Annotated in this window: 25 protein-coding genes; 20 read left to right on the top strand and 5 right to left on the bottom strand. The window is 73.9% G+C overall.

Features of this window, described 5'->3' with window-relative positions; genetic code table 11:
- The first annotated feature begins 64 nt into the window (after positions 1-64).
- The 3 genes from MRBLMG1_RS22755 to MRBLMG1_RS22745 all read left to right on the top strand — a co-directional run bounded on the left by MRBLMG1_RS22755 (position 65) and on the right by MRBLMG1_RS22745 (position 3084).
- Positions 65-550 carry a hypothetical protein gene (locus tag MRBLMG1_RS22755; RefSeq protein WP_367825944.1) on the top strand — a complete coding sequence of 162 codons (486 nt, stop codon included), beginning with the start codon at positions 65-67 and terminating at the stop codon, positions 548-550.
- A 164-nt stretch (positions 551-714) separates the two neighbouring features.
- The gene (locus tag MRBLMG1_RS22750) at positions 715-1680 is read left to right on the top strand and encodes a hypothetical protein (RefSeq protein ID WP_367825943.1); all 966 of its coding nucleotides are present in this window, start codon (positions 715-717) and stop codon (positions 1678-1680) included.
- An 18-nt stretch (positions 1681-1698) separates the two neighbouring features.
- Positions 1699-3084, top strand: coding sequence for a hypothetical protein (locus MRBLMG1_RS22745; protein ID WP_367825942.1), 1386 nt, complete (start codon positions 1699-1701; stop codon positions 3082-3084).
- A gap of 22 nt (positions 3085-3106) precedes the next feature.
- On the opposite strand, the gene MRBLMG1_RS22740 is transcribed toward MRBLMG1_RS22745, so the two are convergent.
- Positions 3107-4756, bottom strand: a complete 1650-nt coding sequence (locus tag MRBLMG1_RS22740; protein WP_367825941.1) for a glutamate--tRNA ligase — start codon at positions 4754-4756, stop codon at positions 3107-3109.
- A 195-nt stretch (positions 4757-4951) separates the two neighbouring features.
- Here MRBLMG1_RS22740 and MRBLMG1_RS22735 point away from each other — a divergent pair, with 195 nt between their 5' ends.
- The 13 genes from MRBLMG1_RS22735 to hemL all read left to right on the top strand — a co-directional run bounded on the left by MRBLMG1_RS22735 (position 4952) and on the right by hemL (position 19397).
- On the top strand, positions 4952-6211 hold the full coding sequence (locus MRBLMG1_RS22735; RefSeq protein ID WP_367825940.1) for an MFS transporter: 1260 nt from the start codon (positions 4952-4954) through the stop codon (positions 6209-6211).
- Complete coding sequence (locus MRBLMG1_RS22730; protein ID WP_367825939.1) at positions 6208-7125, top strand: TIGR03619 family F420-dependent LLM class oxidoreductase; 918 nt, start codon at positions 6208-6210, stop codon at positions 7123-7125. The genes MRBLMG1_RS22735 and MRBLMG1_RS22730 overlap by 4 nt, the downstream gene beginning before the upstream one ends.
- On the top strand, positions 7122-8090 hold the full coding sequence (locus MRBLMG1_RS22725; protein ID WP_367825938.1) for a LysR family transcriptional regulator: 969 nt from the start codon (positions 7122-7124) through the stop codon (positions 8088-8090). The genes MRBLMG1_RS22730 and MRBLMG1_RS22725 overlap by 4 nt, the downstream gene beginning before the upstream one ends.
- Before the next feature lie 166 nt (positions 8091-8256).
- Complete coding sequence (locus MRBLMG1_RS22720) at positions 8257-9189, top strand: DMT family transporter (protein ID WP_367825937.1); 933 nt, start codon at positions 8257-8259, stop codon at positions 9187-9189.
- 200 nt (positions 9190-9389) lie between these two features.
- A complete protein-coding gene (locus MRBLMG1_RS22715) occupies positions 9390-9980 on the top strand; it encodes a LuxR C-terminal-related transcriptional regulator (protein WP_367825936.1) in 591 nt (196 codons plus the stop codon).
- Between the two features lie 48 nt (positions 9981-10028).
- Positions 10029-10448 carry a tautomerase family protein gene (locus tag MRBLMG1_RS22710; protein WP_367825935.1) on the top strand — a complete coding sequence of 140 codons (420 nt, stop codon included), beginning with the start codon at positions 10029-10031 and terminating at the stop codon, positions 10446-10448.
- 180 nt (positions 10449-10628) lie between these two features.
- The gene (locus MRBLMG1_RS22705) at positions 10629-11414 is read left to right on the top strand and encodes a maleate cis-trans isomerase family protein (RefSeq protein WP_367825934.1); all 786 of its coding nucleotides are present in this window, start codon (positions 10629-10631) and stop codon (positions 11412-11414) included.
- Positions 11411-12703 carry an FAD-dependent oxidoreductase gene (locus tag MRBLMG1_RS22700; protein ID WP_367825933.1) on the top strand — a complete coding sequence of 431 codons (1293 nt, stop codon included), beginning with the start codon at positions 11411-11413 and terminating at the stop codon, positions 12701-12703. The genes MRBLMG1_RS22705 and MRBLMG1_RS22700 overlap by 4 nt, the downstream gene beginning before the upstream one ends.
- Complete coding sequence (locus MRBLMG1_RS22695) at positions 12672-13472, top strand: aspartate/glutamate racemase family protein (RefSeq protein ID WP_017237779.1); 801 nt, start codon at positions 12672-12674, stop codon at positions 13470-13472. The genes MRBLMG1_RS22700 and MRBLMG1_RS22695 overlap by 32 nt, the downstream gene beginning before the upstream one ends.
- 61 nt (positions 13473-13533) lie before the next feature.
- Positions 13534-14553 carry a porphobilinogen synthase gene (gene hemB, locus MRBLMG1_RS22690; protein ID WP_367825932.1) on the top strand — a complete coding sequence of 340 codons (1020 nt, stop codon included), beginning with the start codon at positions 13534-13536 and terminating at the stop codon, positions 14551-14553.
- A gap of 4 nt (positions 14554-14557) precedes the next feature.
- Positions 14558-16048: a glutamyl-tRNA reductase gene (gene hemA, locus MRBLMG1_RS22685; protein ID WP_367825931.1), complete on the top strand. Its 1491-nt coding sequence runs from the start codon at positions 14558-14560 to the stop codon at positions 16046-16048.
- Positions 16045-18099: an acetate--CoA ligase family protein gene (locus tag MRBLMG1_RS22680; protein WP_367825930.1), complete on the top strand. Its 2055-nt coding sequence runs from the start codon at positions 16045-16047 to the stop codon at positions 18097-18099. Before hemA ends, MRBLMG1_RS22680 begins: the two co-directional genes overlap by 4 nt.
- On the top strand, positions 18096-19397 hold the full coding sequence (hemL, locus tag MRBLMG1_RS22675; protein WP_367825929.1) for a glutamate-1-semialdehyde 2,1-aminomutase: 1302 nt from the start codon (positions 18096-18098) through the stop codon (positions 19395-19397). Before MRBLMG1_RS22680 ends, hemL begins: the two co-directional genes overlap by 4 nt.
- A gap of 68 nt (positions 19398-19465) precedes the next feature.
- On the opposite strand, the gene MRBLMG1_RS22670 is transcribed toward hemL, so the two are convergent.
- Positions 19466-19882 carry an organic hydroperoxide resistance protein gene (locus tag MRBLMG1_RS22670; RefSeq protein ID WP_367825928.1) on the bottom strand — a complete coding sequence of 139 codons (417 nt, stop codon included), beginning with the start codon at positions 19880-19882 and terminating at the stop codon, positions 19466-19468.
- Positions 19883-20046: 164 nt separating this feature from the next.
- On the opposite strand from MRBLMG1_RS22670, the gene MRBLMG1_RS22665 reads away from it, so the two are divergent.
- The gene (locus MRBLMG1_RS22665) at positions 20047-21147 is read left to right on the top strand and encodes a CaiB/BaiF CoA transferase family protein (RefSeq protein ID WP_367825927.1); all 1101 of its coding nucleotides are present in this window, start codon (positions 20047-20049) and stop codon (positions 21145-21147) included.
- 19 nt (positions 21148-21166) lie between these two features.
- Here the strand turns inward: MRBLMG1_RS22665 and MRBLMG1_RS22660 are convergent, their stop codons facing one another.
- The 3 genes from MRBLMG1_RS22660 to MRBLMG1_RS22650 all read right to left on the bottom strand — a co-directional run bounded on the left by MRBLMG1_RS22660 (position 21167) and on the right by MRBLMG1_RS22650 (position 23844).
- Positions 21167-21811, bottom strand: coding sequence for a response regulator transcription factor (locus MRBLMG1_RS22660; RefSeq protein ID WP_367825926.1), 645 nt, complete (start codon positions 21809-21811; stop codon positions 21167-21169).
- Positions 21802-22977, bottom strand: coding sequence for a sensor histidine kinase (locus MRBLMG1_RS22655; protein ID WP_367825925.1), 1176 nt, complete (start codon positions 22975-22977; stop codon positions 21802-21804). The genes MRBLMG1_RS22660 and MRBLMG1_RS22655 overlap by 10 nt, the downstream gene beginning before the upstream one ends.
- A 192-nt stretch (positions 22978-23169) precedes the next feature.
- Positions 23170-23844 carry a DedA family protein gene (locus MRBLMG1_RS22650; RefSeq protein WP_367825982.1) on the bottom strand — a complete coding sequence of 225 codons (675 nt, stop codon included), beginning with the start codon at positions 23842-23844 and terminating at the stop codon, positions 23170-23172.
- Between the two features lie 247 nt (positions 23845-24091).
- On the opposite strand from MRBLMG1_RS22650, the gene MRBLMG1_RS22645 reads away from it, so the two are divergent.
- The 3 genes from MRBLMG1_RS22645 (at position 24092) to MRBLMG1_RS22635 (ending at position 26764) form a co-directional block, all read left to right on the top strand.
- Positions 24092-24382 carry a hypothetical protein gene (locus MRBLMG1_RS22645; protein WP_367825924.1) on the top strand — a complete coding sequence of 97 codons (291 nt, stop codon included), beginning with the start codon at positions 24092-24094 and terminating at the stop codon, positions 24380-24382.
- Entirely contained in the window at positions 24342-25865 is a 1524-nt protein-coding gene (gene miaB, locus MRBLMG1_RS22640; RefSeq protein WP_367825923.1) for a tRNA (N6-isopentenyl adenosine(37)-C2)-methylthiotransferase MiaB, read from the top strand. The genes MRBLMG1_RS22645 and miaB overlap by 41 nt, the downstream gene beginning before the upstream one ends.
- Before the next feature lie 167 nt (positions 25866-26032).
- Positions 26033-26764, top strand: coding sequence for a class III extradiol dioxygenase subunit B-like domain-containing protein (locus MRBLMG1_RS22635; RefSeq protein ID WP_367825922.1), 732 nt, complete (start codon positions 26033-26035; stop codon positions 26762-26764).
- The last annotated feature ends 66 nt before the right edge of the window (positions 26765-26830 follow it).

Here is a 26830-nt window from a genome sequence, read left to right as displayed (position 1 = left end):
CCCTGTCCGCCCCTGGCATTTCCGCCCGAGCGCCCCAACTCGCCTCAGTCCCAAGGGAGTTTCCATGCCTGCACTGAAGGCATCGGCACGTCGTGTGCTGACCGCCGCCGTCCTCGCCGCCACCCTCGCCCTGCCCATGACCTCCGTGGCGCACGCCGAGGAGTGCAAGCCGGACGACCAGGCCTGTCTGGACAAGGAGGCCAACGCCAAGGAGGCCAAGGAGATCGAGGAGCAGCAGAAGAAGACCCAGGAGGCGGCCGGCAAGGCCGACAAGGACATCAAGGCGGCCGGCGACAAACTCGAGGAGTGCCCGCCCGGTTCGTCCTCCTGCATGAGCAAACTGACGGGCGGCAAGGGTGCCGCCGAGGAGCAGGGCCTCAAGGACATGACCGACACGATCTCCTCGAACGAGCCCGAGCCGGGCAACAACGCCGCCGAGGCCGTGACCTCGACCTGCGAGTCCTTCCCCGGCTCCCTGCCCCAGGGCTCGACCGACCCGGGACGGTCCCCCTTCCCGGTCGACCAGCTCTGCACCCTGCTCGGCAGCTGAGCCGCGCCCCGCGCGCGCATCCGCCCAAGAACCCTCGCGCACCTCCCCCCCAAGCACCCCCGCGCGCCTCCCCCCAAGCACTCCCGCGCCCGTTCCCCCTGGCTCCCGCCGCTCCACCCCCGTTCCCTCCCCGCTCCCCTCCGTCCCCGAAGGGATCCCCCGTCATGCCCGCGTGCCTTCGCCGCGCCGCCCTGCTGCCCGCCCTCTCCGTCCTCCTCGGCCTCGCCGCCGCCGCCCTCGCGCCGCCCGCCGTCGCCGCCCCCGAGGAGGGGCCGGGCGAGACCCCCGCCCCCCGCGCCCTCACCGCCGACGGACGCCCGGCCAAGGTCGCCGACGTCCTGGAGCGCTGTGGCACCAAGCGCTCCGCCTGCACCTTCACCATCGACCGCAAGCTGGGCCGCGAGTACGTCACCGCCGTGAAGTCGCTCGGCAACGCGGTGATCAACTGCACCCAGAACGACATGACCGTCGACCGGACCGTCACCCTCAAGACCGCCAGCACCGACAACATCGGCGGCGAGATCTCCGGGAAGATCGCCGCCGAGGGCACGGTCAGCGCCTCCGGCGAGGTCACCACCAACCTCGCCAACGACATCACCAGCGAGAACAAGACACCCAACCTCAAGGACGGGCCGACCTCGACGAACGGGACCAAGACCTCGGTCTCCGGCGGCGCCAAGGTGTCCGGCTCCCTGAGCGCGAAGCTCGCCTTCGAGGCGGCGTTCAAGGCCACGTACTCCAAGTCCTGGACCATCGAGAACACCGAGACGACCGTCTACAAGACCACCGTCAACGCACACGACATGCTCGTCTTCGGTGCCAGCGCCGCCATGCGGCGCGTGGTCGGCAGCCTCGTCACCGACACCGGGGAGCGGATCCTCGGCATCGTCGTGGACAGCCCCTCGATGGTCACCAGCAGCAATTTCATCGCCCAGACGTACGCCGCACCCGCCGGCGTCTGCGGCGGCACGCGGCCCACCGGGTCCACCGCCCCCGCGCCGGCTCCCGGCCCCGGCCCGGCTCCGGCTCCCGGACCCGGTCCGGTCTCCGCCGCCGAGGTCCCCGCCGCGCGGGCGGTGCCCCCGGGCGCCGAGCCGAAGCGCGTCGTCGTCCTGCCCGCCGCTTCCTGACCCGGGAGGAGAACCCCCATGAACCGCACCACGCTCCCGGCCCTCGCCGTCCTCGGTGCCGCGGGACTGCTGCTGCCCGTCGTCCCCGACGCGCACGCGGCCCACGCCGCCCCCGCCGAGCAGGCCGTCAACGTCCTCAACGGCGACTTCGCCGACCCGGTCATGAAGGGCGACGGCCCGACCACCGTCGGCATCGACTTCTGGACCGGACTCAACCAGCGCTACTCGCCCGCCGCTTCGGGCCGCACCGACGCCTCCCACGGCGTCGCCCTCCAGAAGGACGGCAACACCCTCCGGCAGCGGCTCCGCGGCGTCCGGGCGGGGGCCAAGGTCACCGTGACCTACGAGGACAGCCCCGCCGTTTCCAAGGAGTGCACCGGCGAACAGGTCGTCGACGGCCAGCCGTACGCGGTCAACGGCTCCGGCGGCCCCGTCCAGGAGGTCACCACCGCGGGCGACCCCGACCGGGTGAAGGGCACCCCCGGCAAGGGCCGCTGGACCGGCCGCGCCTACGTGTTCACCGCCGGCGAGAACGACCCGGTGCTCACCTTCACCTCCCGGGTCGCCGACTCCCGTACACATGTGACCTGTTCGCCGATGATCGCCCGCATCCGCGCGGTCGAGGTGCCGCCCGCCCTCGACGAGACCGTCGACAAGACGCGCCTCGGCACCTCGGAGGCGTACAAGGGCAACGAGCGCGAGAGCACCCTCCACAACGCGGCCGCCGCCTGCAACGGCGAGAACGCCTGCGTCTTCCGGCCGGACACCCGGATGTCCTTCCGCTACTACGACGAGGCGCGGGTGGTCGGCGAGGCCTTCGTCAACTGCACCCGGAACACACTGGAGCACAGCCGGCTCGTCTCGTACGCCGAGCGGAGCCACGACAGCATCTCCCAGACGTACGCCGACGCCGGCCTCGCGCTCAACGAGGTGGCCAGACTGCCCACCAGCGGAGTGCGGGAGGAGGACGAGAAGCGGGCCAGGGAGCGGCCGATGGCCGCCCAGTTCGCCCTGGCGTACGAGAAGGGCTGGCAGCGGCCCTGGCAGTGGTTCAGCAGCGACCAGCGGACGGTCGTCGAGCGGATCCAGCCCGGCGAGGTGAGCTGGGTCGAGCTGCAGCCGAGCCGTGAGCGGGTCGAGGGCTGGTTCGTCAGCAAGAAGGACGACTACCGGCTGCACGCCGTCGTCGACGGGCCCTCCCGGACCGTGCCCGACCGGCTGCTCCAACGCACCGGACCCATGTCCGAGGCGGAGAAGCAGCGTTGTGCCGCCGCCCGGCCCATGACCACCACCCCGGTGGGCGCGACCGCGCCCGCGAGCTCCAGCGACAAGGGACTCCTCAGGACGTCCGCGCCGACGGCTCCCGGCGCCCGCGCCTTGGCCCGCAGCCTGCCGCTGGGATGAACCCGGGAGGCGCCGCGCCCCCTCACCCCGCCACGGCGGTGAGGCGGCGCAGCGCCTCGTCCCGGCCCAGGGCCCCGGACACGGCGAACAGGTCCGGGCTTCGGGTGGCGCCCGTGAGGGCGACCCGGACCACGTTCGCGACCTGCCTCGGCGGTCCCGCCCAGCGGGCGGGCCCCCGGCGCCAGGTGGCGGTGTCCGGGGCGAAGCCGTGCCGGACGGCGAGCTCCGCGAGTCTTCCGCGCCACTCCTCGGGCGTGGCCGCGTCGAGGCCCTCCCGGGCGAAGCCGGCGGCGATCCCGCGCACCAGGTCGGGTGCCAGCCCGCCGTAGCGGTCGTCCCCGGCGGCCGGCGGCGCCCCGAAGAGCTCCGCGAAGAAGAAGCCGTAGCGGTCGCGGAAGCACGACCAGCGCTCCAGGTCCTTCCGGGCGGGCGCACCCTCCGGCCGGCCCGCCGCGACGGCCGCCAGGGCGAGCCGCTCGTGGCGGGCGAGCACGGACGCGAGCTCGGGGTCGTACTCCTCCGCCCAGGCGAGGAGCTGCGCGTAGACCTCCGCCGGGGTGAGGGAGGCGATGAACTCCCGGCTCAGGGAGTGCAGTTTGGGCAGGTCGAGGAGGGGGCCCGAAGGGCGCATGCCGTCGAGCCGGACGGGGGTGGCGAGTGCCCGGGCCGTGGGGACGTCCATCAGGGCGTTGTTGGCGAGGCCGCGCAGATAGTGCTGGACGGCGGCCGGCGGATAGCCGGCGGACAGGTAGTAGTCCACCGACGCCTCGGGGTCCTTGCGCTTGCTGAGCTTGCGGCGCGAGGCGCCCTCGGCCTTCATCAGCGGCGCGAGGTGCGCGTACGCGGGCGGCTCGAAGCCCAGCGCGGTGTGCAGCTGGAGGTGGACCGGGGTCGAGGAGAGCCACTCCTCGCCGCGCACGACGAGGGTCACCCGCATCAGGTGGTCGTCGACGACATGCGCCAAGTGGTAGGTGGGCAGCGGCAGTTCGTCCTGCGACGACTTGAGCAGAACGATGTCGTTGCCGTTGTCCCGCATGGTGACGGAGCCTCGGATGCGGTCCGCGAAGCGGACCCGGCCGGGGAACTCGTACGGGCAGCGGAACCGCACCACGTACGGCTCGCCCGCCGTGATCCGGCGCGCCGACTCCGCCGGGGCGAGCGTCCGGCACGGCGCCCAGCGGCCGTAGTAGCCCAGCGGCGACCGGCCCGCCCGCTGCTCCTCGCCGCTGCGGGCCAGCAGCTCCTTGCCGCAGAAGCAGGGATAGGCGCGGTCCCGCCGCAGCAGCTCGCGCACCTGGCTGAGGTAGACGTCCCGCCGCGCCGACTGGAGGTACGGGCCCCACTCGCCGTCACCGGCGGCGCCGCCCTCGTCGGGCGCGAGACCGAAGGCGCCGAGGAGCCGGGAGAACTCCTCGGCGGCGCCCGCGACCCGCCGCGCACGGTCGGTGTCCTCGACGCGCAGCACGTGCACGCCGCCCGACTGGTGGGCGAGCGCCCGGGAGACGGCCGCCGTGTACAGGCCGCCGATGTGCAGATGTCCGGTGGGGCTCGGGGCGAACCGCGTCACCTCCGCGCCGTCCGGCAGGGCGCGCGGCCGGAACCGGCGCTCCCAGTCGGCCGGTTCCGGCAGGTCGGGCGGGAACATCGCGTTGATGACGGACAGGTCGAGCACGGTGGACTCCCTCCTGGGGTTCCTTGAGTGATCCACCGTAGGCCGGTGACCGGCCTGATCGAGGGGCGCGAGGTCGGGAGGCTGCGGAACTCCGAACCCTCTTCGGCGGTGTGGGCCGTGCGGGCCGCACCCGGTCGGTAGCGTCCCGAGGACCGCTCCGTAGGACGTACGGAGACGCACGACGAGGGGGACGTGATGGGCGGCACGCGCGCGGTGGCCCCGCTGGCACTCGGCTCCTTCGCCGTCGGGACCGACGCCTACGCGATGGCCGGACTGCTCCCGGCCATGGGCGCGGACCTGGACGTCTCCGTGTCGCTGGCCGGCCAGTCCGTCACCGCCTTCACCCTCTGCTACGCGCTGGCCGCGCCGCTGTTCTCGGCCGTACTCGCCCGGTGGGGCACCCGCACGCTCATCGTGGCCGCGCTGGTCGTCTTCGCCGTCGCCAACGCCGGGAGCGCGCTGGCCGGTTCGTACGCCGCCCTGCTCGGCACCCGGGCCCTCGCCGGCGCCGGAGCCGGCCTCTTCACCCCGGCCGCGGCGACCGCCGCCGTCGCGCTCGTGCCGCCCGAACGGCGGGGGCGGGCCCTCGGACTGGTCCTGGGCGGGATGAGCGCGGGCACCGTCCTCGGGGTCCCGCTCGGCCTGCTCGTCGCCGCCGGCTCCGGCTGGCGGTCCGCCCTGTGGCTGATCACGGGGCTCGGCCTGGTCGCGCTGCTCGGCGTCACGACGGCGCTCCCGGAGGTCCGGGGAGTCGCGGCGCCCACACTGCGGGCCCGCTTCGGCGCACTCGCCCGGCCCCGGGTCGCGGTCGTCGTCGCCGTCACCTTCACCCAGACCGTGGCCAGCCTCGGGCTCTACACCTATCTGGAACCGGTCCTACACCGGGTCGCCGACGTGGGGAGCGCCGTCCCGTACCTGTGGGTGTGGGGGATCGGCGGGGTGTGCGGCAGCCTCCTCGCCGGGACGCTCGTCGACCGGACCGGGAGACCGTCGCTGCTCGCGGTCACGCTGCTCGGCACCCTCGGCGGGGCCCTGGCGCTGCTGCCGTGGACCGGAACCCCGCCGGGCCTCGTCCTGCTGCCCCTGCTCCTCTGGGGCGCCGTCGGCTGGGCGTTCGTCGTGCCGCAGCAGCACCGGCTGCTCGCCCAGGACGGCTCCGGAGGCTCCGCGGGCGCCGCCGCCGTCGGCCTCAACAGCTCCGCCACCTACCTCGGCGGCGCGGTCGGCTCCGCGCTGGGCGGCCTCGCCCTCGCCCACGGGCTCGACGCCCGCTGGCTCCCGCTCCCCGCCGCCGGGGTCGCGCTCGCGGGAGTCCTCCTCCACCTCACCGTGGCCCGGACGGTCGCCCGGCGCGACACCGGGCCCGGCCCGCACCCCCCGGACGACGACGTCACCCACGGGGGCGGAGCCGCGGACGCGACCGCGGCCCAGCCCCTGGAAAGGAACACGCCATGAAATTCGGCGTCAATCTGCCCAACTACGGGCCCGAGGCCACCCCCGACGCCCTCGCCGACTGGGCGCTGCGGGTCGAGTCGATGGGCTACCACTACGCCATGGTCTCCGACCACGTGGCGCTCACCCCGGACGTCCAGCACCTGTTCCCCGCCCCGTTCTACGACCCCTTCGCGACCCTCGCCTGGCTCGCCGGGGTCACCAGGACCGTCGGACTCGGCACCACGGTGACGATCCTCCCGTACCGCCACCCCGTGCACACCGCCCGCGTCGCCGCCAACATCGACCGGTTCAGCAACGGCCGGCTCGTCTTCGGCGCGGCGGCCGGCTGGGCCGCCCGGGAGTTCGCCGTCCTCGACGTGCCGTACCGCAAGCGCGGCGCCATCAGCGACGAGTACCTCGCCGCGATCAAGGCCTGCTGGGCCGACGAGGTCGCCTCCTTCGACGGCGCCCACGTCTCCTTCCGCGAGGTGCACACCGGGCCGCTGCCCGTGCAGCGCCCCGGGCCGCCCGTCTGGGTCGGCGGGCACAGCTACGGCGCGCTGCGCAGGGCCGTCCGGCTCGGCGACGCCTGGCACCCCACGTCCGTCTCGGGGGACTGGCTGCTCGGCGTGGGACTGCCCGCGCTCCGGCAGGTCGCCGAGGAACAGGAACGTCCCGTCCCCGACGTCTGCCCCCGGATCAAACTCCGGGTCACCCCACGGCCGCTCGGCCCCGGCCGGCTGCTCGGCGAGGGCACCCGGGCACAGATCGCCGACGACCTCGGACTGCTCCAGGACCTCGGCGCGCGGGCCGTCGTCCTCGACCCCACCTACCCGGGCGACCGGCGCGAGGCGGGCCGCACCGCGCGGGACCTCGACGTCCTGGAGACACTGGCCAAGGAGGTCATCGACGTGGACGCCGGCTGCGTACGATGACCGAACGGCGGGAGCGGGAGGGAGGGCGTGACGTGGCCGATCCGGACCTGCGCAAGCTGCGCGTGCTGCGGGAGCTCAGCGAGCGCGGCACCGTCAGCGCGGCCGCCCAGGCGCTCCACCTCACCCCGCAGGCCGTCTCCCAGCAGATCAGCGCCCTGGGACGGGAGTTGGGCGTCCCGCTCACCGAACCGTCAGGACGCAGGCTCCGGTTGACCGGTGCGGCGCGGATCGTGCTCCGGCACGCCGACGCCGTCTTCACCCAGGTCGAGCAGATGCGCGCGGAGCTCGCCGCCCACCAGAGCGGCGAGCGCGGCGAGGTGGCGGTGGCCGGCTTCTCCACCACCCTGTCGGCGCTCATCCTGCCCGCCGTGGCCAGGCTGCGGGAGACCCGGCCGCTGCTGCGGACCTCGCTCGCCGAGGTCGACCCGCCGGAGAGCTTCTCCCTGCTGCACCGCGGCGAGACCGACGTCGTCATCTCCGCGGACACCACGAGCAATCCGGGCCCGGCGGGTGACGACGGCCGTCTCGACGGCCGGTTCCACCGGGTCGCGCTCTGCGCCGACCCCTTCGACATCGCCCTGCCGGCGGGCCACCGGCTCCTGGACGCTCCGCGCCTGCGGCTGGCCGACCTCGCCGACGAGACGTGGATCTTCGCCACCACCGGCATGTGTCACGACATCGGCGTGGCCGCCTGTACGGCGGCCGGGTTCACCCCGCAGGCCTCCCACGCCATCGGCGACTGGGACGCCACGCTCGCGGCGGTGCGGCTCGGCCTCGGGGTCGCGCTCGTCCCGCGCCTCGCCAAGCCGGCGCCGCGGCCCGAGGTGACGATCCGCGCGTTCAGCGAGCAGGCCCCGTCCCGCACGGTCTTCGCGGCCGTACGCGAGGGCAGCCAGACCTCTCCGGAGATCGCCGCCGTCCTGGACGCGCTGCGCACCGTGGCTGGGGCGGCCGTCGCCGCCTGACCAGGCGGAACGCGATTCGCCACGGCTCGTGGACGGTACCGTCCACGAGCCGTTGCTGGACCCGCCCGGCCGCCGCTGCGAGGCTCGTTGCCGTACCGCGGACCGCCGGGCGCGCGTCCCCCCTGCCTCCTCCCTCACTCCTCTTCTCGTAGAGCGGGAAACACCCATGTCCAAAGCCACGTACACGCGGCTGGCCGCGCTGAGCCTGATCTGGGGCTCCGTCTTCCTGTGGATCAAGATCGCCGGGTACGGCTTCTCGCCCGTGCAGATGGTCCTGATCAGGCTCGCGCTCGGCGCCGTCGTCATCCTCGCCATCGGGTACGCCAAAGGGCTCCGGCTGCCCAGGGAAGCGGCGACCTGGGGCCATCTGACGGTCGCGGCGCTGCTCGGCAACGCCGTGCCGTGGACCTTGTACGCCGAGGGCGAGATCGCCGGGTCCAGCAGCGTCGCCGCCGTGGTCAACGGCAGCGCGCCGATCTGGACGCTGGCCGCCGCCCTGCTGCTCGGCCAGGAGAAGAAGGTCTCCGGCCTCAAGGCGGGCGGGGTGCTGCTCGGCCTCGGCGGCACCGCGCTCATCGCCTCGCCCTGGAACTCGGCCTCGACGGGCACCGGTTGGAGCATCCTCTGCTTCGTCCTCGGCTCGATCAGCTTCGGCGCCAGCTTCGCCTACATGGGCAGGTTCCTCGTCGGCCGGGGCGTTCCGCCCCTCATGCTGGCCGGCGGCCAGCTCAGCGCGGCCACCGTGCTCCTCCTGGTCGCCTTCCCGTTCCTCGGCCTCCAGACGATCACCTGGCGCACCGACTCGGTGATCGCGGTCCTCGTCCTCGGCGTGGTGTGCACCGGCTTCGCCGCGCTGCTCAACTTCGAGCTGATCATCAAGGACGGGCCCACGGTGGCCTCCACCGTCACCTATCTGATGACCGCCGTGGCCGTGGCCCTCGGCGCCGTCGTGCTGAGCGAGCCGCTGGGCTGGACGGTGTGGCTCGGGGCGGCGGCGGTCCTCGCCGCCACCGGCCTCCTCCGGCGCAAGCCGAAGCCCGCCGCGGCCGCACCGGCTCCCGAGGCCGCCCCCGTACCGACGGCAGCGGCGGCCGATTAACCGGACACCGTCGAAATTCGGCAGCGCAAGGCGATACCCGGCCGTTTTCGGCGGCCGGGTGGACGCCATTCCCCCGTCGGGCCTTCCCTTCGAATCCCCCTCCGGATCTCCGTTAATGCCGGGCCGCCGACCGCAACATTGTGTTCATTCTTCGGGCCGGTAGTGGGTGGTAGCGTCGGAAACGGAAACACCCGGCCTTTATGGGGGAGTCGCACGTGGCTTTTGTGGTCGAACTCGTTTTCCGTGGCAATGAGACGGACCGGTTGAGTTTCGGAGAGGCGCACCGGACCTACTGGAAAAGGATGGCCGCGCGGGGCATCCTGCTCGGTGGCGGACCCTGGCGGGACGGCACCGGCGAACTCCTCGTCTGTGAGTCCCCCGACCGCCGCACCCTCTTACGGGTGCTGTACGCCGACCCGTACGCGCAGGCCCAGGTCATCGGGGAGCTGCGGGTCCGGGAATGGAACGCGGTCATGGGGCACGTGGTGCTCGCCGGCCTGGAGCGCTCCACCGGCGGGGCCGGCACCCACGAGCGAATACGCGGGGGCGTCCCGGCGCCCGTCGCACCGATCGTCCCGGCACGCGCCCGTGAGGAACTGACCGCCCACGAGCGCCGCATCGCCACGATGATGCTCGACGGTCTGACCAACAAGCAGATCGCCGAGTCCTTCACGGTGTCGACCCGGGCCGTGGAGCTGCACATCACCCGGATCTACCGCAAGCTCGACATCCGCCGGCGCGCCCAACTGGCCGCCGCCATAGACCGGTTCGAAGCCGCACTGGCCTGCTGACCGTCTCCTTCTCCTCGCACCCACCCCGCACGCACGATGGGAGTCACCATGCCACTGGTCGAGATAACCGTTCCCGAGGGCACCCTCTCCGAAGCCGCCGCCGGAGTCCTGCAACAGCAGGTCGCCGACTCCGTGCTGACGGCCATGGAACTGCCCCGCACCGACTTCTTCGCCGCCGCCACCTGGGTCTACGTCCGCGAGGCCGCCAAGGGCCTCGCGACCACCGGTGCCGGCACGCCCCCGGGCGTCCTGGTCGTGGTCACCCCGCTGGAGGGCTTCCTCACCCCCGAGCGGAACGAGGTGCTCTCCGCCGAGGTCACCCGCCAGGTCCGGGACGCCACGGGGCCCGACACCGTCGTCTGGTTCGTCGTCCACGAGGTCCCGGAGGGGAACTGGGCCGTGAACGGCGGACTGACCCGCCGCGCGAAGATCGACGAGTTCGTCGCCGAGGCCGCCCGGGCCCACTGAATTCCGCTTTTCGCAGACCACTTCGGCGTTATCCGGCGCCGCACCGTATCCACGGTGCGGCGCCTTCCGTATTTCCGCATTCCCGGGTGTGGGGGCGGGTGCGGAATCCCGTATCGATGGACGGGCCGTTCCGGCCGTACGGTCGTGTCATCGACAACGACGGACGGGAGGGACTCGTTCATGGCTCTGCATTCGGCGCCGCGACTCGGCGTGGTGGTTCCCTCGGGAAATGCCGCAGCCGAACCCGAGATCGGCAGCCTCGTCAGCCCCGCATTCAACGTGCACACCTCGCGATTTCCCGTGCTTCCCGGAAAAGACCTGCGCGGCCGCCTGGAGACGTACAACGACGTGCTTCCCGAAGTGCTCGGGAATTTCGGCGGACTGCGCCTCGACGCGGCCGTCGTCTCCTGCACCGGATCCCACTACCTCCTCACGCCGGACGGCGACCTGGCACTCTGCGCGGAACTCTCCGAGCGGTTCGGAGCGCCCGTGCGGTCCGCCGCGCTGGCCATCCTCGACACCGCGCGGGCCCTGGACGCGGAGCGGCTGGTCCTGATCTCCCCGTACGAACCCTGGCTCACCGAGCTGTCCCGGGCCTACTGGGAGTCGGCCGGCCTCACCGTCGACCGGGTCGTCAAGATCCGGGCCGGCGCCCGCTTCTCCCCGTACGACGTGACCACCGACGAACTCGTCGCACAGGTCCGGGAGGCCGAACTGCCCGAGGACGCGCTGCTGCTGTTCACCGGCACCGGCATGTTCACCTTCGACGCGCTGGCCGAACTCGGCCGGGACGGCGGACACACCCTCCTCACCTCCAACCTGGCCAGCGCCTGGTGGGCCCGGGACGCCCTCGGGATCCCGGCGGACGGCCCGGACACCCACCCGCTGCTCCACCGGCTCGCCGAGCGGACCGGGACCCGTACCGGTGCCCCCGGCGCGGCCCCGGTCGCCGTGGCGACGCCGTGAGCGGCCGGCCCGGTCCGGCGGGCGCGCCCGGCGCGCCGGAAGGTGGCCGCCCCGGAGCCCACGCGCCGGTCGCCGTCGTCGGCGCCGGCCCGGTGGGGCTCACCGCCGCCCTCGTCCTGGCCCGGTCCGGGACACCGGTGACCGTGTTCGAGGCACGGGAGGAGCCGGCCACCGAATCCCGCGCCTCCACCTTCCACCCCGCCACCCTCGACCTCCTCGACGAACTCGGCGTCGCGGCCGCCCTGCGCCGCCAGGGCCGTACCGTCGACCGCGTCCAGTGGCGCGACCTGGACGGCGGCGTCCACGCGGAGCTCGACTACGCGGTGCTCGCCGGGCACACCGGCCACCCGTACCGCCTCCACGTCGAACAGGCCAGGCTCACCCCGCTGCTGCTCGCCGAGCTGACCGCCACCGGCCTCGCCGACGTGCGGTTCGGCGCCACCGTCACCGGCGCCGAGGAGACCGGCGGCGGGGTGCGGCTGCGCGCCGAGGACGCGACGGGACGGGTCACCCGCACCGACCACCCGTACGTCCTCGCGGCCGACGGGAGCCGCAGCCGGCTGCGCGAGCTCGCCGGGCTCCCGGGGACGGCCGAGGAGTACCCGGACTACGCGCTCCGGGTGGTCACCGACACCCCGCTCGACGAACTGGTGCCGGGACTCGCCCCGTTGGCGTACGTCCGCGACCCGCGGGCCTCGTACAGCGTGCTCGGGATGCCCGACCACTGGCGGCTGATCTTCCGCATCCCCCGCGGCACCGAACGGGCCGGGGTGCTCGACCCGGACGCCGTACGGGCCCGGGTCGCCCAGGCCCTGCCGGGCGCCGCCGGGCGGGCCGTACGGGTCGCCGACGCGCACACCTACCGGCTCGCCCGGTTCCTGCTGCCCCGCTACCGGGCCGGCCGGGTGCTCTTCGCCGGCGACGCGGCCCATCTGACCTCCACCGCGGGCGGCATGAACATGAACTGCGGTCTGCACGACGCGGTGGAGACCGGCCGGGCCCTCGCCGCCGTCCTGCGCGGCGACACCGGCGGCGAGGCCCTCCTCGACGAGGCCCTGGAGCGGCGGCGCACCGTCGTCGAGACGGCGGTCATCCCGCGCAGCGAGGCCCGTACCGCCGGCCTCGCCGAGCCCGGGGCCCTCCCCGCCGGGCTCGCCGCCCTGCGGCGCACCGCCGCCGACCCCCGCTCGGCCGCCGACTACCTGATCAAGGCATCACTTCTCGACGTCGCACCACGACCCCTGAAAGGTGACGCACATGCGGATCTGGTTTCACAAGCACACCGTTGAAGGACGCCTGCCGCTCCTCGACCAGTGGTACCGGGAACACCTCGACGCCATCGCCGCACCCGGCACCACCGTCGACATCAAGACCCTCCCCGCCGACACGTACCCCGACCGCACGCCGTTCGGCCTGGTCGGCCACCACTCCGCCCAGGTCCTCTTCAGCCGCCACTTCTCCGAGTCCGCGCTCGTCGCGGAGCGGGAGGGCTACGACGCCTGGGTGATCGCCGCCGGCCAGGACCCCGGCCTGCGCGACGCCCGCCACCTCGCCTCCATCCCGACCCTCGGCTACGGCGAGACGGCCTTCTTCCTCTCCGCGCTCACCGGGCAGCGCTTCGGCGTCCTCGGCTTCATGCCGCCCCTGGAGGAGCCCATCCGGGCCAACATCCGCCACTACCGCCTGGAGTCCTCGCTCAGCTCCTACGAGGTCGTCCCCGGCGGCTGGGACTCCGTACACCGCTCCCTCGAAGGGGACTTCGACGAGTTCGTCGAGGTCTACTCGGCCGCCGCCGAGCGGGCCGCCCGCGCCGGCGCCGAGGTCATCATCCCCGCCGAGGGCATCCCCAACGAGATCCTCTGGCACCTCGGCATCCACGAACTCCACGGTCTCCCGGTCATCGACCCCGCCGGCCTCGCCGTCAAGCTCGCCGAAACCCTCGTCCAGCTGGGCGAGCTGAAGCTCTTCCAGCGCAGCGGCCACGGCTACTGGTTCAGCCGCCCCGAGGAGCCCGTCGCCAAGCACCTGGAGCAGGTCTTCCTCGGCGAGGCCCTCTAGGAGATGCCGTGTCCCCGCACCGAGACCCGCTCGCCGCCACGCCCTCGAAGGAGTCACGCCCATGACGTACGACGCCTACGGCCGCAACACCGCCGCCACCGACCCCGCCGCCCCCTACTACCGCCCCCGCAGGCTGCGCCGCACGCCCGCGCTGCGCCGCTTCGCCGCCGAGACCAGGGTCGGGCCCGCCAACCTCGTGCAGCCGCTGTTCCTCCGCGAGGGCCTCACCGCACCGCGGGAGATCCCCTCCATGCCGGGCGTCCACCAGCACACCCGGGACACCCTCCGCAAAGCCGCCGCCGAGGCGGTCGCGAACGGCGTCGGCGGACTCATCCTCTTCGGCATCCCCGAGCACAAGGACCCCACCGGCACCGGCGCCGTCGACCCCGACGGCATCCTCCAGGTCGCCCTGCGCGACGTCGTCGCCGAGGTCGGCGACTCCACGGTGATCATCGGCGACATCAACCTCGACGAGTACACCGACCACGGCCACACCGGCGTCCTGGACGCGCACGGAGACGTCGACAACGACGCCAGCATCGAGCTGTACGCACAGGCCGCCGTCGTCCAGGCCGACGCCGGCGCCCAGATCGTCGCCCCCAGCGGCATGATGGACGGCCAGGTCCGCCGCATCCGGGAGGCCCTCGACCGGGCCGGCCACCAGTCCGTGGCCATCCTCGGCTACTCCGCCAAGTACGCCTCGCACTTCTACGGACCCTTCCGCGACGCCGTCGAGTCCACCCTGCGCGGGGACCGCAAGGGCTACCAGCAGTTCCCCGGCAACATCCGCGAATCCCTCCTCGAGGTGTCGCTGGACGTGGCCGAGGGCGCCGACCTGGTCATGGTCAAGCCCGCCCTCGCCTACCTCGACATCGTCCGGCTCATCGCCGACCACGTCCAGGTGCCCGTCGCCGCCTACCAGGTCTCCGGCGAGTACTCCATGGTCGAGGCCGCCGCCGCCAAGGGCTGGATCGACCGCGACCAGGTCGTCCGCGAGAGCCTCGCCTCCATCCACCGCGCGGGCGCCACGCAGATCATCACCTACTGGGCCTCCGAGTTCGCCCAGAGTCTGGACCGGTGACCCGGTGACCTCGTCCGCCACCATGCTGGTCCTCGGCATCAGCCACGCCAGCGCCCCGCTCGACCTCCTGGAGAGACTCGCCGGCACCGACCGGCCCGCCGAGGACCTCGTCTCCGACGCGACCTCGGTCGACGGCATCGACGCCGCCGTCGTCGTCTCCACCTGCAACCGCCTGGAGATCTACGCCGAGACCCGCGGCGGCGCATCGGGACCCGGCGACCCCTTCTCCTCCGTCCACGGCGACCTCGGCGAGCTGTTCGCCCAGCACACCGGCGTCGACCGCGAGGAGATCGCCCCGCACCTCTACAGCCACCACGCCGACGGAGCCGTACGCCACCTCTTCGCCGTGGCCTCCGGACTCGAATCGGTCGTCGTCGGCGAGGACCAGATCCTCGGCCAGGTGAAGCTCGGCCTCGAACGGTCCCAGCGGCTCGACCGGACCGGCCGGGTCCTCGCCAAGGCCGTCCAGACCGCCCTGCGCGTCGGCAAACGAGCCCGCAACGAGACCGGACTCAACGAGGCCGGCCGCTCGCTCGCCACCGCCGGACTCGGGTTCTTCGAACGCGAGGTCGGCTCGCTGCACGGCAAGACCGCCCTGGTCATCGGCGCCGGCGCCTTCGCCGGGGTCGTCGTCGCCGCATTGCGCCGCTCGGGCCTCGACCGGGTCCACGTCGCCAACCGCACCCCGGACAAGGCCCAGCGCCTCGCCGACACCACCGGGGGAGCGGGTTACGGCCTGGAGGACGTACCCCGGCTGCTCACCGAGGTCGACGTGGTCGTCGGCGCCACCGCCGCCACCGGCCACCTCGTCACCGCCCGGCAGGTCGAGGAGGCGCTCGCCGCCCGCGACGGCCGCGAACTGTTCCTGCTCGACCTGTCGCTGCCGCACAACATCGCCCCCGGATCGGCCGAACTGCCCGGCGTCACCTTCGTCGACCTGCGCCGGATCGCGGAGGAGGGCCAGGAGGACGAGATCTCGGCGGCCAGCGTCCAGGCCGCGCACGAACTGATCGACGCCGAGGTCGAGCAGTTCCGCACCGGCCTCCGCCTCGCCGGCGCCAAGCCCGTCCTCACCGCGCTCCGCACCGCCGCCACCGAGGCGGCGGAGGCCGAACTCGACCGGCTCGTACGCCGCCTCGAAGGGCTCGACGGCGCCGCACGGCAGGAGATCGGCCGCAGCGTGCGGCGGATCGTCGACAAGGCACTGCACCAACCGACCGTCCTCGTCAGGGAACTGGCCGCCGATCCCGACGGAGCCCGGCACATCGCCGCCTTCACCCGCCTCTTCGCCGCCGCCGAGGGCGACGGCGGGGGTGGCGGTGGCGACGGCGGCGGTGGCGACGGACGCGACCGCACCGACGCCACGAACGACGCGAATGACGTGAACAACGCGAACGACGCGAACGACGCCTACGGCACGAACGCGAAGAGCGACAAGAGCGACAAGAACGACAAGAACGCGACGAACGACAAGAAGATCGAGGCCATCGCATGAGTGACATCTCGGCCCTCTGGGAAGCCGAATCCATCGCCGTCATCGGCGCCAGCGAGCGCCCCGGCGCCCTGGGCCGCAAGCCGCTCGACTACCTCCTCCGGTACGGCTACAAGGGCCGCATCCTGCCGGTGAACCCGCGCTCCCCGGAGATCCTCGGCGTCCCCGCGTACCCCAGCGTCAAGGACGCCCCCGGCCCCGTCGACCTGGCGCTGATCATGGTCTCCGCCGAGCGGGTCCCCGGCGCCGTCGACGACTGCGTCGCCGCCGGCGTCAAGCTCGCCGTCATCGCCTCCTCCGGCTTCGCCGAGACCGGCGAGGACGGTGCCCGCCTCCAGGCCGACGTCGTCGCCAGGGCCCGCGCCGGAGGCCTGCGGATCATCGGCCCCAACTGCATCGGCGCCGTCGGCTACGAGAACCGCGTCCTCGCCACCTTCAGCCCCCTCTTCGGCGCCGACTCCGTGCCCTTCGAGCCCGGCACCCTCGCCTTCGTCAGCCAGAGCGGCGCCCTCGGCTTCGGCGCCGCCAGCCTCGCCCTGGAACGGGGCCTGCGCCCCGGCTGGGTGGTCAGCACCGGCAACGACGCCGACGTCACCGCGCTCGAAGTCCTCCGCGAACTCGCCGCCGTCCCCGACGTCACCGGCCTCCTCGGCTACCTGGAGGACACCCCGGACATCGGGACCCTCCGCGCCCTGGCCGGCTCCGGCAAGCCCGTCGCCCTCCTCAAGTCGGGCCGAACCGAAGCCGGCGGCCGCGCCGCCGCCTCGCACACCGGAGCCCTCGCCACCGACGACCGGGTCCTGGACGCCGCCCTGCGCGGCCTCGGCATCGTCCGCGTCGACGACATCGACGAACTCCTCGACGTGGCCCGGGTCTTCGAGTCGGAGCGGCGGCCCACCGGCAACCGCGTCGCCGTCGTCACCACCTCCGGCGGCTCCGGCATCCTCGCCGCCGACGCCGTCGAGGCCCACGGCCTGGAGCTCAGCGCCCTCGAACCCCGCAGCAAGGAGGCGCTCGCCGAGATCGTCCCCGCCTTCGGGGCCATCGACAACCCCGTCGACATCACGGCCACGGTCCTCAGCGACCCCTCGCTCTACGACCGCTCCCTGGACGTCCTGATAGCCGACGACACCGTCGACATCATCGTCGCCGCCTTCTGCGTGATGGCCGGACCCGACGTCGAGAAGGCCGTCAACGCCCTCTCCCGGGCCGCCCAGAAGGGCGGCAAGCCCATCCTCGTCGCCCGCACCGGCGCCGACTTCCTCGCCCCCGACGCCCCCCGCGACCTGCGCGAGGCCGGACTCCCCGAGTACCCGACGCCGGCCCGCGCCCTGCGCGCCGCCGCCGCCCTCTGGGAGGTCAGCCGCCCCCGGACGCTGCCGGACGCCCCGCGCCCCGGGACCGTTCCCGGCCCGGGCGCGGAGGCGACCGAGCCCGAGCTCAAGCGGCTCCTCGCCGAGGCCGGCATCGCCGTGCCGAAGGGCCGGATCGCCGAGTCCGCCGAGGACGCGGCCCGTGCCGTGACCGAGGCGGGCGGTACGGCGGTGCTCAAGGCCGTGGTCCCCGGCCTCCTCCACAAGACCGAGGCCGGCGGGGTCGAGATCGGCGTCACCGCCGACACCGCACCCGAGGCGTACGCGCGGCTCGCCGCGCTCGGCGGTCAGGTGCTCGTCGAGGAACTCGTCGGCGACGGAGTGGAGTTGATCGTCGGCGTCCACACCACCGACCTGGGCCCCGTACTGACCGCCGGACTCGGCGGGATCTTCACCGAGGTCCTCGACGACGTCGGCCACCGCCTCCTGCCGCTGGCCCCCGGAGAGGGCGCCGAGCTCCTCGCCGGGCTGCGCGGCGCGAAGATCCTCGCCGGGGCGCGGGGCCGGGCCGCCGCCGACGTGGAGGCCGCCGCCGCACTCCTGCACAGGGTCGGCGAGCTCGTCCAGGACTGGCCCGCCGGCTTCGCCCTCGACCTCAACCCGGTGCGCGTCCTGCCGGACGGCGCCGTCGTCCTGGACGCGGCGCTCACCTTCGACGCCCCCGAGGAGGCCGGCCGATGAGCGGCGCGGAGACCCGCAGCAAGGCGCTCTTCGAGCGCGCCCGCAAGGTCACCCCCGGTGGCGTCAACTCCCCGGTCCGCGCCTTCGGCGCCGTCGGCGGCACCCCGCGCTTCATCGCCTCGGCCCAGGGCCCGTACCTCACCGACAGCGACGGCAACGAGTACGTCGACCTCATCTGCTCCTGGGGCCCGATGATCCTCGGCCACCGGCACCCCGCCGTCGTCGAGGCCGTCACCCGGTCCCTGGAGAACGGCACCTCCTTCGGGGCGCCGTCCACCGGAGAGGTCGAACTCGCCGAGGAGATCGTCGACCGGGTCGACCCCGTCGAGCAGGTGCGGCTCGTCAGCTCCGGCACCGAGGCCACGATGTCGGCGATCCGCCTCGCCCGCGGCTTCACGGGCCGCGGCAAGATCGTGAAGTTCGCCGGCTGCTACCACGGCCACGTCGACGCCCTCCTCGCCTCGGCCGGCTCCGGCCTCGCCACCTTCGCGCTGCCCGACACCCCCGGCGTCACCGGCGCCCAGGCGAGCGACACCATCGTCCTGCCCTACAACGACCTGGCGGCCGTCGAGAAGGTGTTCGCCGAGATCGGCGACGAGATCGCCGCCGTGATCACGGAGGCCGCCCCGGGCAACATGGGCGCCGTCCCGCCCCTGCCCGGCTTCAACGCCGGCCTCAAGAAGATCACCGCCCGCCACGGCGCGCTGTTCCTCTCCGACGAGGTCATGACCGGCTTCCGGGCCAGCCGCTCCGGCTGGTATGGCCGGGACGGCGTCGCCCCCGACCTGCTCACCTTCGGCAAGGTCATGGGCGGCGGCTTCCCGGCCGCGGCCTTCGGCGGCCGCGCGGACGTCATGGCCCACCTCGCTCCTGCCGGACCCGTCTACCAGGCGGGCACCCTCTCGGGGAACCCGGTCGCCACCGCCGCCGGCCTCGCCACCCTCCGGCACACCACCCCCGAGGTGTACGCGCGGCTCGACCACGTCTCGGACACCCTCGGCCGGGAGGTGTCCGCCGCCCTCGCCAAGGAGGGCGTGGCGCACCGGGTCCAGTACTCCGGCACCATGTTCTCGGTCTTCTTCACCGAGGACGAGGTCGTCGACTTCGAAGGCGTCCGCGCCACCGAGTCGTACCGCTACGCGCCCTTCTTCCACGAACTGCTCCGGCGCGGCGTCTATCTGCCGCCCTCGCCCTTCGAGGCCTGGTTCGTCTCGGCCGCGCACGACGACCGCGCCGTGAGCCGCGTCGTGGAGGCACTCCCGGCCGCCGCGGCCGCCGCCGCGGCCGGGAAACCCTGACGCCGGGGACGCGGGAAGGGGAATGCCCCCGTGGTCTTGGACCACGGGGGCATTCCCCTTCCCCTCGCCTACGCGGCCAGGTGCACGAGCACCTCGACATTCCCGCGGACCGCCTTGGAGTACGGGCACCGCCCGTGCGCGGCGTCGGCGAGGCGCCGCGCCTCGACGGCGTCGAGACCCGGCAGTTCGACGGTGAGGACCACCGAGAGGCGGAATCCGTCCGCCTCCTTGTGCAGGGCCACCTCGGCGGTGACGGTGTCGTCCGCGATGGCGATCCGCGACTCGCGGGCGGAGACCCGGAGCGCGCTGTGGAAGCAGGCCGCGTAGCCGGCGGCGAAGAGCTGCTCGGGGTTGGTGGCGGTGCCGGAACCGCCCACGGCCTTCGGGCTCGACAGCGGAAGGTCGAGGAGCCCGTCGGAGGAGCGCACGGCGCCGTTGCGCCCGTCTCCGGTGGAGGCGACCTCGGCGGTGTAGACGACGGCCATGTGTCCTGCCTTTCCGAATCGGAGAAGGGGGAGATTCCCCCAGCCTTCCCGCCAGTCTCGAACGCCGCCGAATTCCGGGCGCTACGGAATTCCGCAGTCCTCTCCGAAGGCCGCCGAATTACCGTGGACGTCATCGAAAACCGGTAAATCAAAGGGAGTTGGCCATGGCGGGACCGCTGACCGGACTACGGGTACTGGAATTCGCGGGCTCGGCGCCCACCGCGTTCGTCGGCACCGTCCTGGCCGACCTCGGCGCCGACGTCGTACGCGTCGACCGGACTCCCGCCACCGCACCGGAGCCCGGCGGCGACCGCGCACCCGAGAACCCCCTGTCCCGGGGCCGCCGTTCGGTCGCCCTCGACCTCAAGAGCCCGGAAGGCGTGGAGCACGCGCTCTCCCTCGCCGAGCACGCCGACCTCCTCGTCGAGGGATTCCGCCCCGGCGTCGCCGACCGCCTCGGCATCGGCCCGGAAGCGGCCCTCGCCCGCAACCCCCGCCTCGTGTACGGCCGGATCAGCGGCTGGGGCCAGCAGGGCGAGTGGGCCGGGCGCGCCGCCCACGACCTCGCGGTCCTCGCCCTGACCGGCGCCCTCGACACCGACCCGGCCACGGGAGCCCCCGTGCCGCCGCCGACCGCGTACCTCTCCAGCTTCGCCGGCGGCGCCAACGCCCACGTCCACGCGCTGCTCGCCGCGCTCCACGCCCGCGAGCGCTCCGGACGCGGCCAGGTCGTCGACACCGCCCTCGCGGACGGCGCCGCCCTGATCTCCACCCTCGTCCACCAGTGGCGGGAGGTCCCCGGCAACCACACCGTCACCGACGCCCCGCACTACTCCCTCTACCGCACCGCCGACGACCGGTACCTGGCCGTGGCCGCCATCGAACCCCGGCTCTACGCCCACCTCCTCGACCAACTGGGCCTCACCGGTACCGAGGACCTCCCCGACCGTGCCGACCCGGCCGCCTGGCCCGCGCTGCGCACCCTCATCGCCGCCCGCTTCGCGGCCCGCGACCGCGAGCACTGGGTGAAGCTCTTCGACGCCGTCGACGCCGGCGTCGCCCCCGTCCTCACCGCCGCCGAGGCCGCCGAACACCACCAGCTCGCCGCCCGCGGCGCCTTCGTCGCGATCGGCGACACCCTCCAACCCGCCCCCGCCTCCCGCTTCGGCACCACCCCCACCGCCACCCCCGCCCGCGCCCCGCTCCCCGGCGAACACACCGACGAGGTCCTCGCCGAGTGGCGGGACTTTCCGAAAATCCCCTAGGCCTCCGCGGCCAAGTGTCCTAGGCCTCCAGATAGCGCAGTACGGCCAGGATCCGGCGGCTGTAGCCGTCGGTCCTGGGCAACTCCAGTTTGTCGAAGACGGAGTTGAGGTACTTCTCCACCGCGCTCTGCGAAAGGTGCAGCTGCCGCCCGATGGCCGCGTTCGTGTACCCCTGGGCCAGCACCTCGAGGACCTCCCGTTCGCGCGGGGTGAGGCGGGCCAGCGGATCGGCGCGGGCGCTGCGGACGACCAGCTGCCGCACGACCTCCGGGTCGATCGCCGCGCCGCCCCCGTGGATCCGGTCGAGCGCGTCGAGGAACTCCTCGACCTGGGCCACCCGGTCCTTGAGGAGATAGCCGACGCGCTCCGCGCCGGAGGCGAGGAGCCGGGCCGCGTAACTCCGCTCGACGTGCTGCGAGAGGACCAGCACCCCCGTCTGCGGCAGCCGCTCGCGGATCTCCACGGCCGCCCTCAGCCCCTCGTCGGTGTGGGTCGGCGGCATCCGGATGTCGGCGACGACGACGTCCGGCCGCAGCGCCTCGACCTCGGCGACCAGCGTCTCCGCGTCGCCGAGCGCGGCGAGGACCTCGTGGCCCTCCTCGGCGAGCAGCCGGACCAGGCCCTCCCGCAGCAGGGTCGAGTCCTCGGCGAGGATCAGGCGCACGGCAGCTCCGCGACAAGAGTGGTGGGACCCCCGAGAGGGCTGTCGACGCGCAGAACGCCGTCGAGCGCGGCGACCCGGATGCGCAGCCCGGTCAGCCCGCTGCCCGCCGGGTCCGCGCCGCCCGTGCCGTCGTCCTCGACGCGCACGGTGAGCAGGGGGCCGGAGCGGGACACCCGCACGGCGACGGCCGAGGCCGAGGCGTGCTTGGCGGCGTTCGTGACCGCTTCGGACACCACGAAGTAGGCGGCCGTCTCCACCGGCCGGGGCAGCGGCGCGTCCCCCACCTCGTACCGGAGGCGCAGCGGGACGGAACAGCGCTGCGCCACCCCGCCCAGCGCCTCTTCGAGCCCCAGGGAGTCGAGCGCCGACGGGTACGCCCGCCAGGCCACCTCCCGCAGCTCGGTCAGCACGTCCCGGGCCTCCTGGTGCGCCTGCCGCAGCAGCTCGTCCGCCCGCCCGGGGTCCCGCTCGCCGTCCCTGCTCCGGCGTGCCCGCCCGAGCAGCACCGCCAGGGCCACCAGCCGCTGCTGGACGCCGTCGTGGAGGTCGCGCTCGATCCGCCGGCGCTCGGCGTCCACGGCCTGGAGCACCGCGGCCCGGCTGACGGCCAGCTCCTCGACCCGGCGCCGCAGCAGCTCCCGCTCGGAGGGCCCGAGGTACTCCCGGGCGAGCCGGGCGTCGAGGCCCGCCAGCGCGTACAGCCCCTGCACGTCGAGGAAGAGCAGGACCCCGCCGAGCAGCACCTGCGTGAGCAGCTCCTCCCAGCCGAGCGTCCCCCGGACGACGCCCCGGGCCAGCAGCCCGGCCAGCACGACGCCGAAGCCCAGGAGCCCGAGCACGACCCCGCACACGAGCCCCGTCCAGCTGCGGAGCGCCAGATGGCGCAGCAGCCGCGGGCCGGGGATCTCGTACGACCCGGGGAAGCGGTCCCCGAAGAAGGCGGACCGCCGCGTCCGCTCCAGCGACGTCAGCCGCCGGGCCCCGGCCACCAGGATCTCCAGGGCGTGCGGCCGGGTGCGCGGCCACAGCAGAAAGGGCCCGAGGGCCGTTCCCACGACCAGGAAGTACCCGGCGCCCAGCAGGGCGCTGAGGCACCCGAGTACGACACCGGCGGCCCGCAGCCCCGTCAAGTGGGCCCTGCCACCGGCCCGTTCGTCATCCCCCACGGTTACCGACCCTAACGCCGGCACGGCACCGCGCGGCGCCCGGTCCGGCGTGCTCGTCCCGACGTGCGGCGGTGCCGGGTGCGTCCCGGCCCCCGTGCTTGTCACGACGTGCGGTGGTGCCGGGTGCGTCCCGGCCCCCCGTGCCCGTCACGACGAGCGGCCGTGCCGGGTGCGTCCCCGCCCCGCGTGCCGTCACGAGGTGCGGCGGTGCTGGGCGCGCCCCCGCCCCCGGAGACGTACCGCGAGGAAGGCGGCCAGCCCCACGACGACCAGCGCGAGGACGGCCTTCGACAGCACGCCCACGTACCCCTCGACCACGTCCCAGCCGTCCCCCAGCCAGTACCCGGCCAGCACGAGCACGCTGTTCCACACGAGGCTGCCGAGCGTCGTCAGCATCAGGAAGACGGGCATCGGCATCCGCTCGACACCGGCCGGCACGGAGATCAGGCTCCGGAAGATCGGCACCATCCGGCCCAGGAACACCGCCTTGGTGCCGTGCCGCGCGAACCACCGCTCGGTGCGTTCCAGATCCGACACCTTCACCAGCGGCAGCCGCGCCCACAGCGCGTGCATCCGCTGCCGGCCGAACAGCGCCCCGATCCAGTACAGCGCGACCGCGCCGACCACGGATCCGAGTGTCGTCCAGAACAGCGCCGACGCCAGGCTCAGCACGCCCTGACCGGCCGCGAAGCCCGTGAGCGGCAGGATCACCTCGCTCGGCAGCGGCGGGAACAGGTTCTCGAGCGCGATGGCGAGCCCGGCCCCCGGCCCGCCCATCGTGTCGACGAGCCCCGCGGCCCACCCGGCGAACCCGTCGGCGGGCTCCCCGGCCAGGGCCAGGGTCGTACGGGGGACGAGCGCGGTGATCGGCACGGTGGCCTCCAGGTGGTGGACGGGGTCCCGGGGCCCCTCGCCCCGGCACCCCTTCACGCTAGGAATCACGGCTCCCCGCCGGTACGGGGCTTCCCACCCGGCCACCCTGCGGAAAACCGCAGGCGGGGCCCCGACGACGCCCCCTAGGGTCGGCCGGAGCGTTCGACGAACACCGAGGGGGAGCCATGAACGACCGGACAGCGGGAAGCCGACGCCGCCGGGCCACGAAGGGCCGCGCCGCGTGAACGGCGACGAGCCCGTCTTCAGGAAGAGCCGCTGGGGCACCAGCCGCTACGTCTACAACGCGGACAACCCCGTCGGCCTCGCCCTCATCGTCCTCACGGTCGTCCTCGTCTTCGTCATGCTCCTGCTCATGGGGAACCGCGCCGGCCCCTTCGCCCCGGACCCCGCCCCCACCCCGCCGGCCACCACGGCCCCGGGGAGCGCTCGCGCGGGCGGGGGCTCTCCGCGGACCGCCTACCCTTGGAGGCATGACGAGCAGCAGCGACCGGAGCACCGCAGTGAGCGTTGACGGATCCAAGACCTACGAAGTTCGCACCTACGGGTGCCAGATGAACGTCCACGACTCCGAGCGGCTCTCCGGTCTGCTGGAAGAGGCGGGTTACGTCCGGGCCCCCAAGGGTGCCGACGGCGACGCCGACGTCGTCGTCTTCAACACCTGCGCGGTCCGCGAGAACGCCGACAACAAGCTGTACGGCAACCTCGGCCGGCTCGCCCCGATGAAGACCACCCGGCCCGGCATGCAGATCGCCGTCGGCGGCTGCCTGGCCCAGAAGGACCGCGACACCATCGTCAAGAAGGCCCCCTGGGTCGACGTGGTCTTCGGCACGCACAACATCGGCAAGCTGCCGGTCCTCCTGGAGCGCGCCCGCGTCCAGGAGGAGGCGCAGATCGAGATCGCCGAATCCCTGGAGGCCTTCCCCTCCACTCTGCCGACCCGCCGCGAGTCCGCCTACGCCGCCTGGGTCTCGATCTCCGTCGGCTGCAACAACACCTGCACGTTCTGCATCGTCCCCGCCCTGCGCGGCAAGGAGGAGGACCGCCGTCCCGGCGACATCCTCGCCGAGATCGAGGCGCTCGTCGCCGAAGGCGTCTCCGAGATCACCCTGCTCGGCCAGAACGTCAACGCGTACGGCTCCGACCTCGGCGACCGCGAGGCCTTCTCCAAGCTCCTGCGCGCCTGCGGGCAGATCGAGGGCCTGGAGCGCGTCCGCTTCACCTCGCCGCACCCCCGCGACTTCACCGACGACGTGATCGCCGCCATGGCCGAGACCCCGAACGTCATGCCGCAGCTGCACATGCCCATGCAGTCCGGCTCGGACACCATCCTCCGGGCGATGCGCCGCTCCTACCGGCAGGAGCGTTTCCTCGGGATCCTCGAGAAGGTCCGCGCGGCCATCCCGCACGCGGCCATCTCCACCGACATCATCGTCGGCTTCCCGGGCGAGACCGAAGAGGACTTCCAGCAGACCATGCACGCGGTCCGCGAGGCCCGCTTCGCGAACGCCTTCACCTTCCAGTACTCCAAGCGCCCCGGCACCCCGGCCGCCGACATGGACGACCAGATCCCCAAGGAGGTCGTCCAGGAGCGCTACCTCCGCCTCGTCGCCCTCCAGGAGGAGATCTCCTGGGACGAGAACAAGAAGCAGGTCGGCCGCACCCTCGAGGTCATGGTCGCCGAGGGCGAGGGCCGCAAGGACGGCGCCACCCACCGCCTCTCCGGCCGCGCCCCCGACAACCGCCTCGTCCACTTCACCAAGCCCGACGAGGACGTCCGCCCCGGCGACGTCGTCACCGTCGAGATCACCTACGCCGCCCCCCACCACCTGCTCGCCGAGGGCCCCGTCGGCTCCGTCCGCCGCACCCGCGCCGGCGACGCCTGGGAGCGCCGCACCTCCGCCCCCAAGCCCACCGGTGTCCTCCTGGGCCTCCCCGGGATCGGCGCCCCCGCCCCCCTGCCCGCGGCCGACGCCCCCGCCTGCGGCGCCCACTGACACCACCCCCGCCCCGAGCGCGCGCCCACCCCGGTGGGTGCGCGCCCCGGCAGGTCGCGAGGCGACCCCTGTCCGGAGAGTCCGTCCGGCTCGACTTTCCCGACGGGCCCCCGCCGGTTCCGAGCCGCACCCCGACCGCGGCACCCCCGCGCAGTAGGCTGCCGATCATGCTTGTCGCCGCAGCCGTCTGCCCCTGCCCCCCGCTCCTCGTGCCCGAGGTCGCGACGGGCGCCGCCCAAGAGCTGGACGCCGCGAGGGCGGCGTGCGCCGACGCGGTGGGGCTGCTCGCCGCGGCCCGCCCCGACCGGCTCTACGTCGTCGGCGCGGTGCCCGAGGGCGGCCACGGCGTGTACCCGGCGGGCTCGGCGGGATCGTTCGCGGGGTTCGGCGTCGACGTCTCCGTACGGCTCGGCGAACGCCCGACCGGCGGCGGAGCAGCGGCTGCCGATGGCCACCGGCCCCTGCCCGCCTCCCTCACCGTCGGCGCCTGGCTGCTCGACCGCGCCCGATGGGCCGCCGCGCCGATCGAGGGCCTGGCGGTCGAGGAGACGGCGACGCCCGACGTCTGCGCGGGACTCGGCCGCGGGCTGGCGGACTCGGCCGGGAGGGTCGCGCTGCTGGTGATGGGCGACGGCAGCGCGTGCCGGACGGTGAAGGCGCCGGGCTACCTGGACGAGCGGGCCGAGGGGTTCGACGCGGCGGCCGGCCGGGCTCTGGGCACGGCCGACGTGGCCGCCCTCCTCGCGATGGACACGGAGCTCGCGTACGAGCTGAAGGCAGCGGGCCGGGCCCCCTGGCAGGTCCTCGCGGGCGCGGCGGAGGGCGCGGGGCTCGACGGGCGCCTGCTCTTCGAGGCCGCGCCGTACGGGGTGGGGTACTTCGTCGCGGCCTGGTCCTGACACGGGTCGCGGGCCCTGGGCACGGAAACGGCGGACGGCCGCGGAGCGAGATGCTCCGCGGCCGTC

Source organism: Streptomyces sp. LMG1-1-1.1 (assembly GCF_040815545.1).
Taxonomy (GTDB): domain Bacteria; phylum Actinomycetota; class Actinomycetes; order Streptomycetales; family Streptomycetaceae; genus Streptomyces.
Note: the sequence above shows the minus strand (reverse complement) of the source record. Positions and strands in the feature narration are given on the sequence as shown.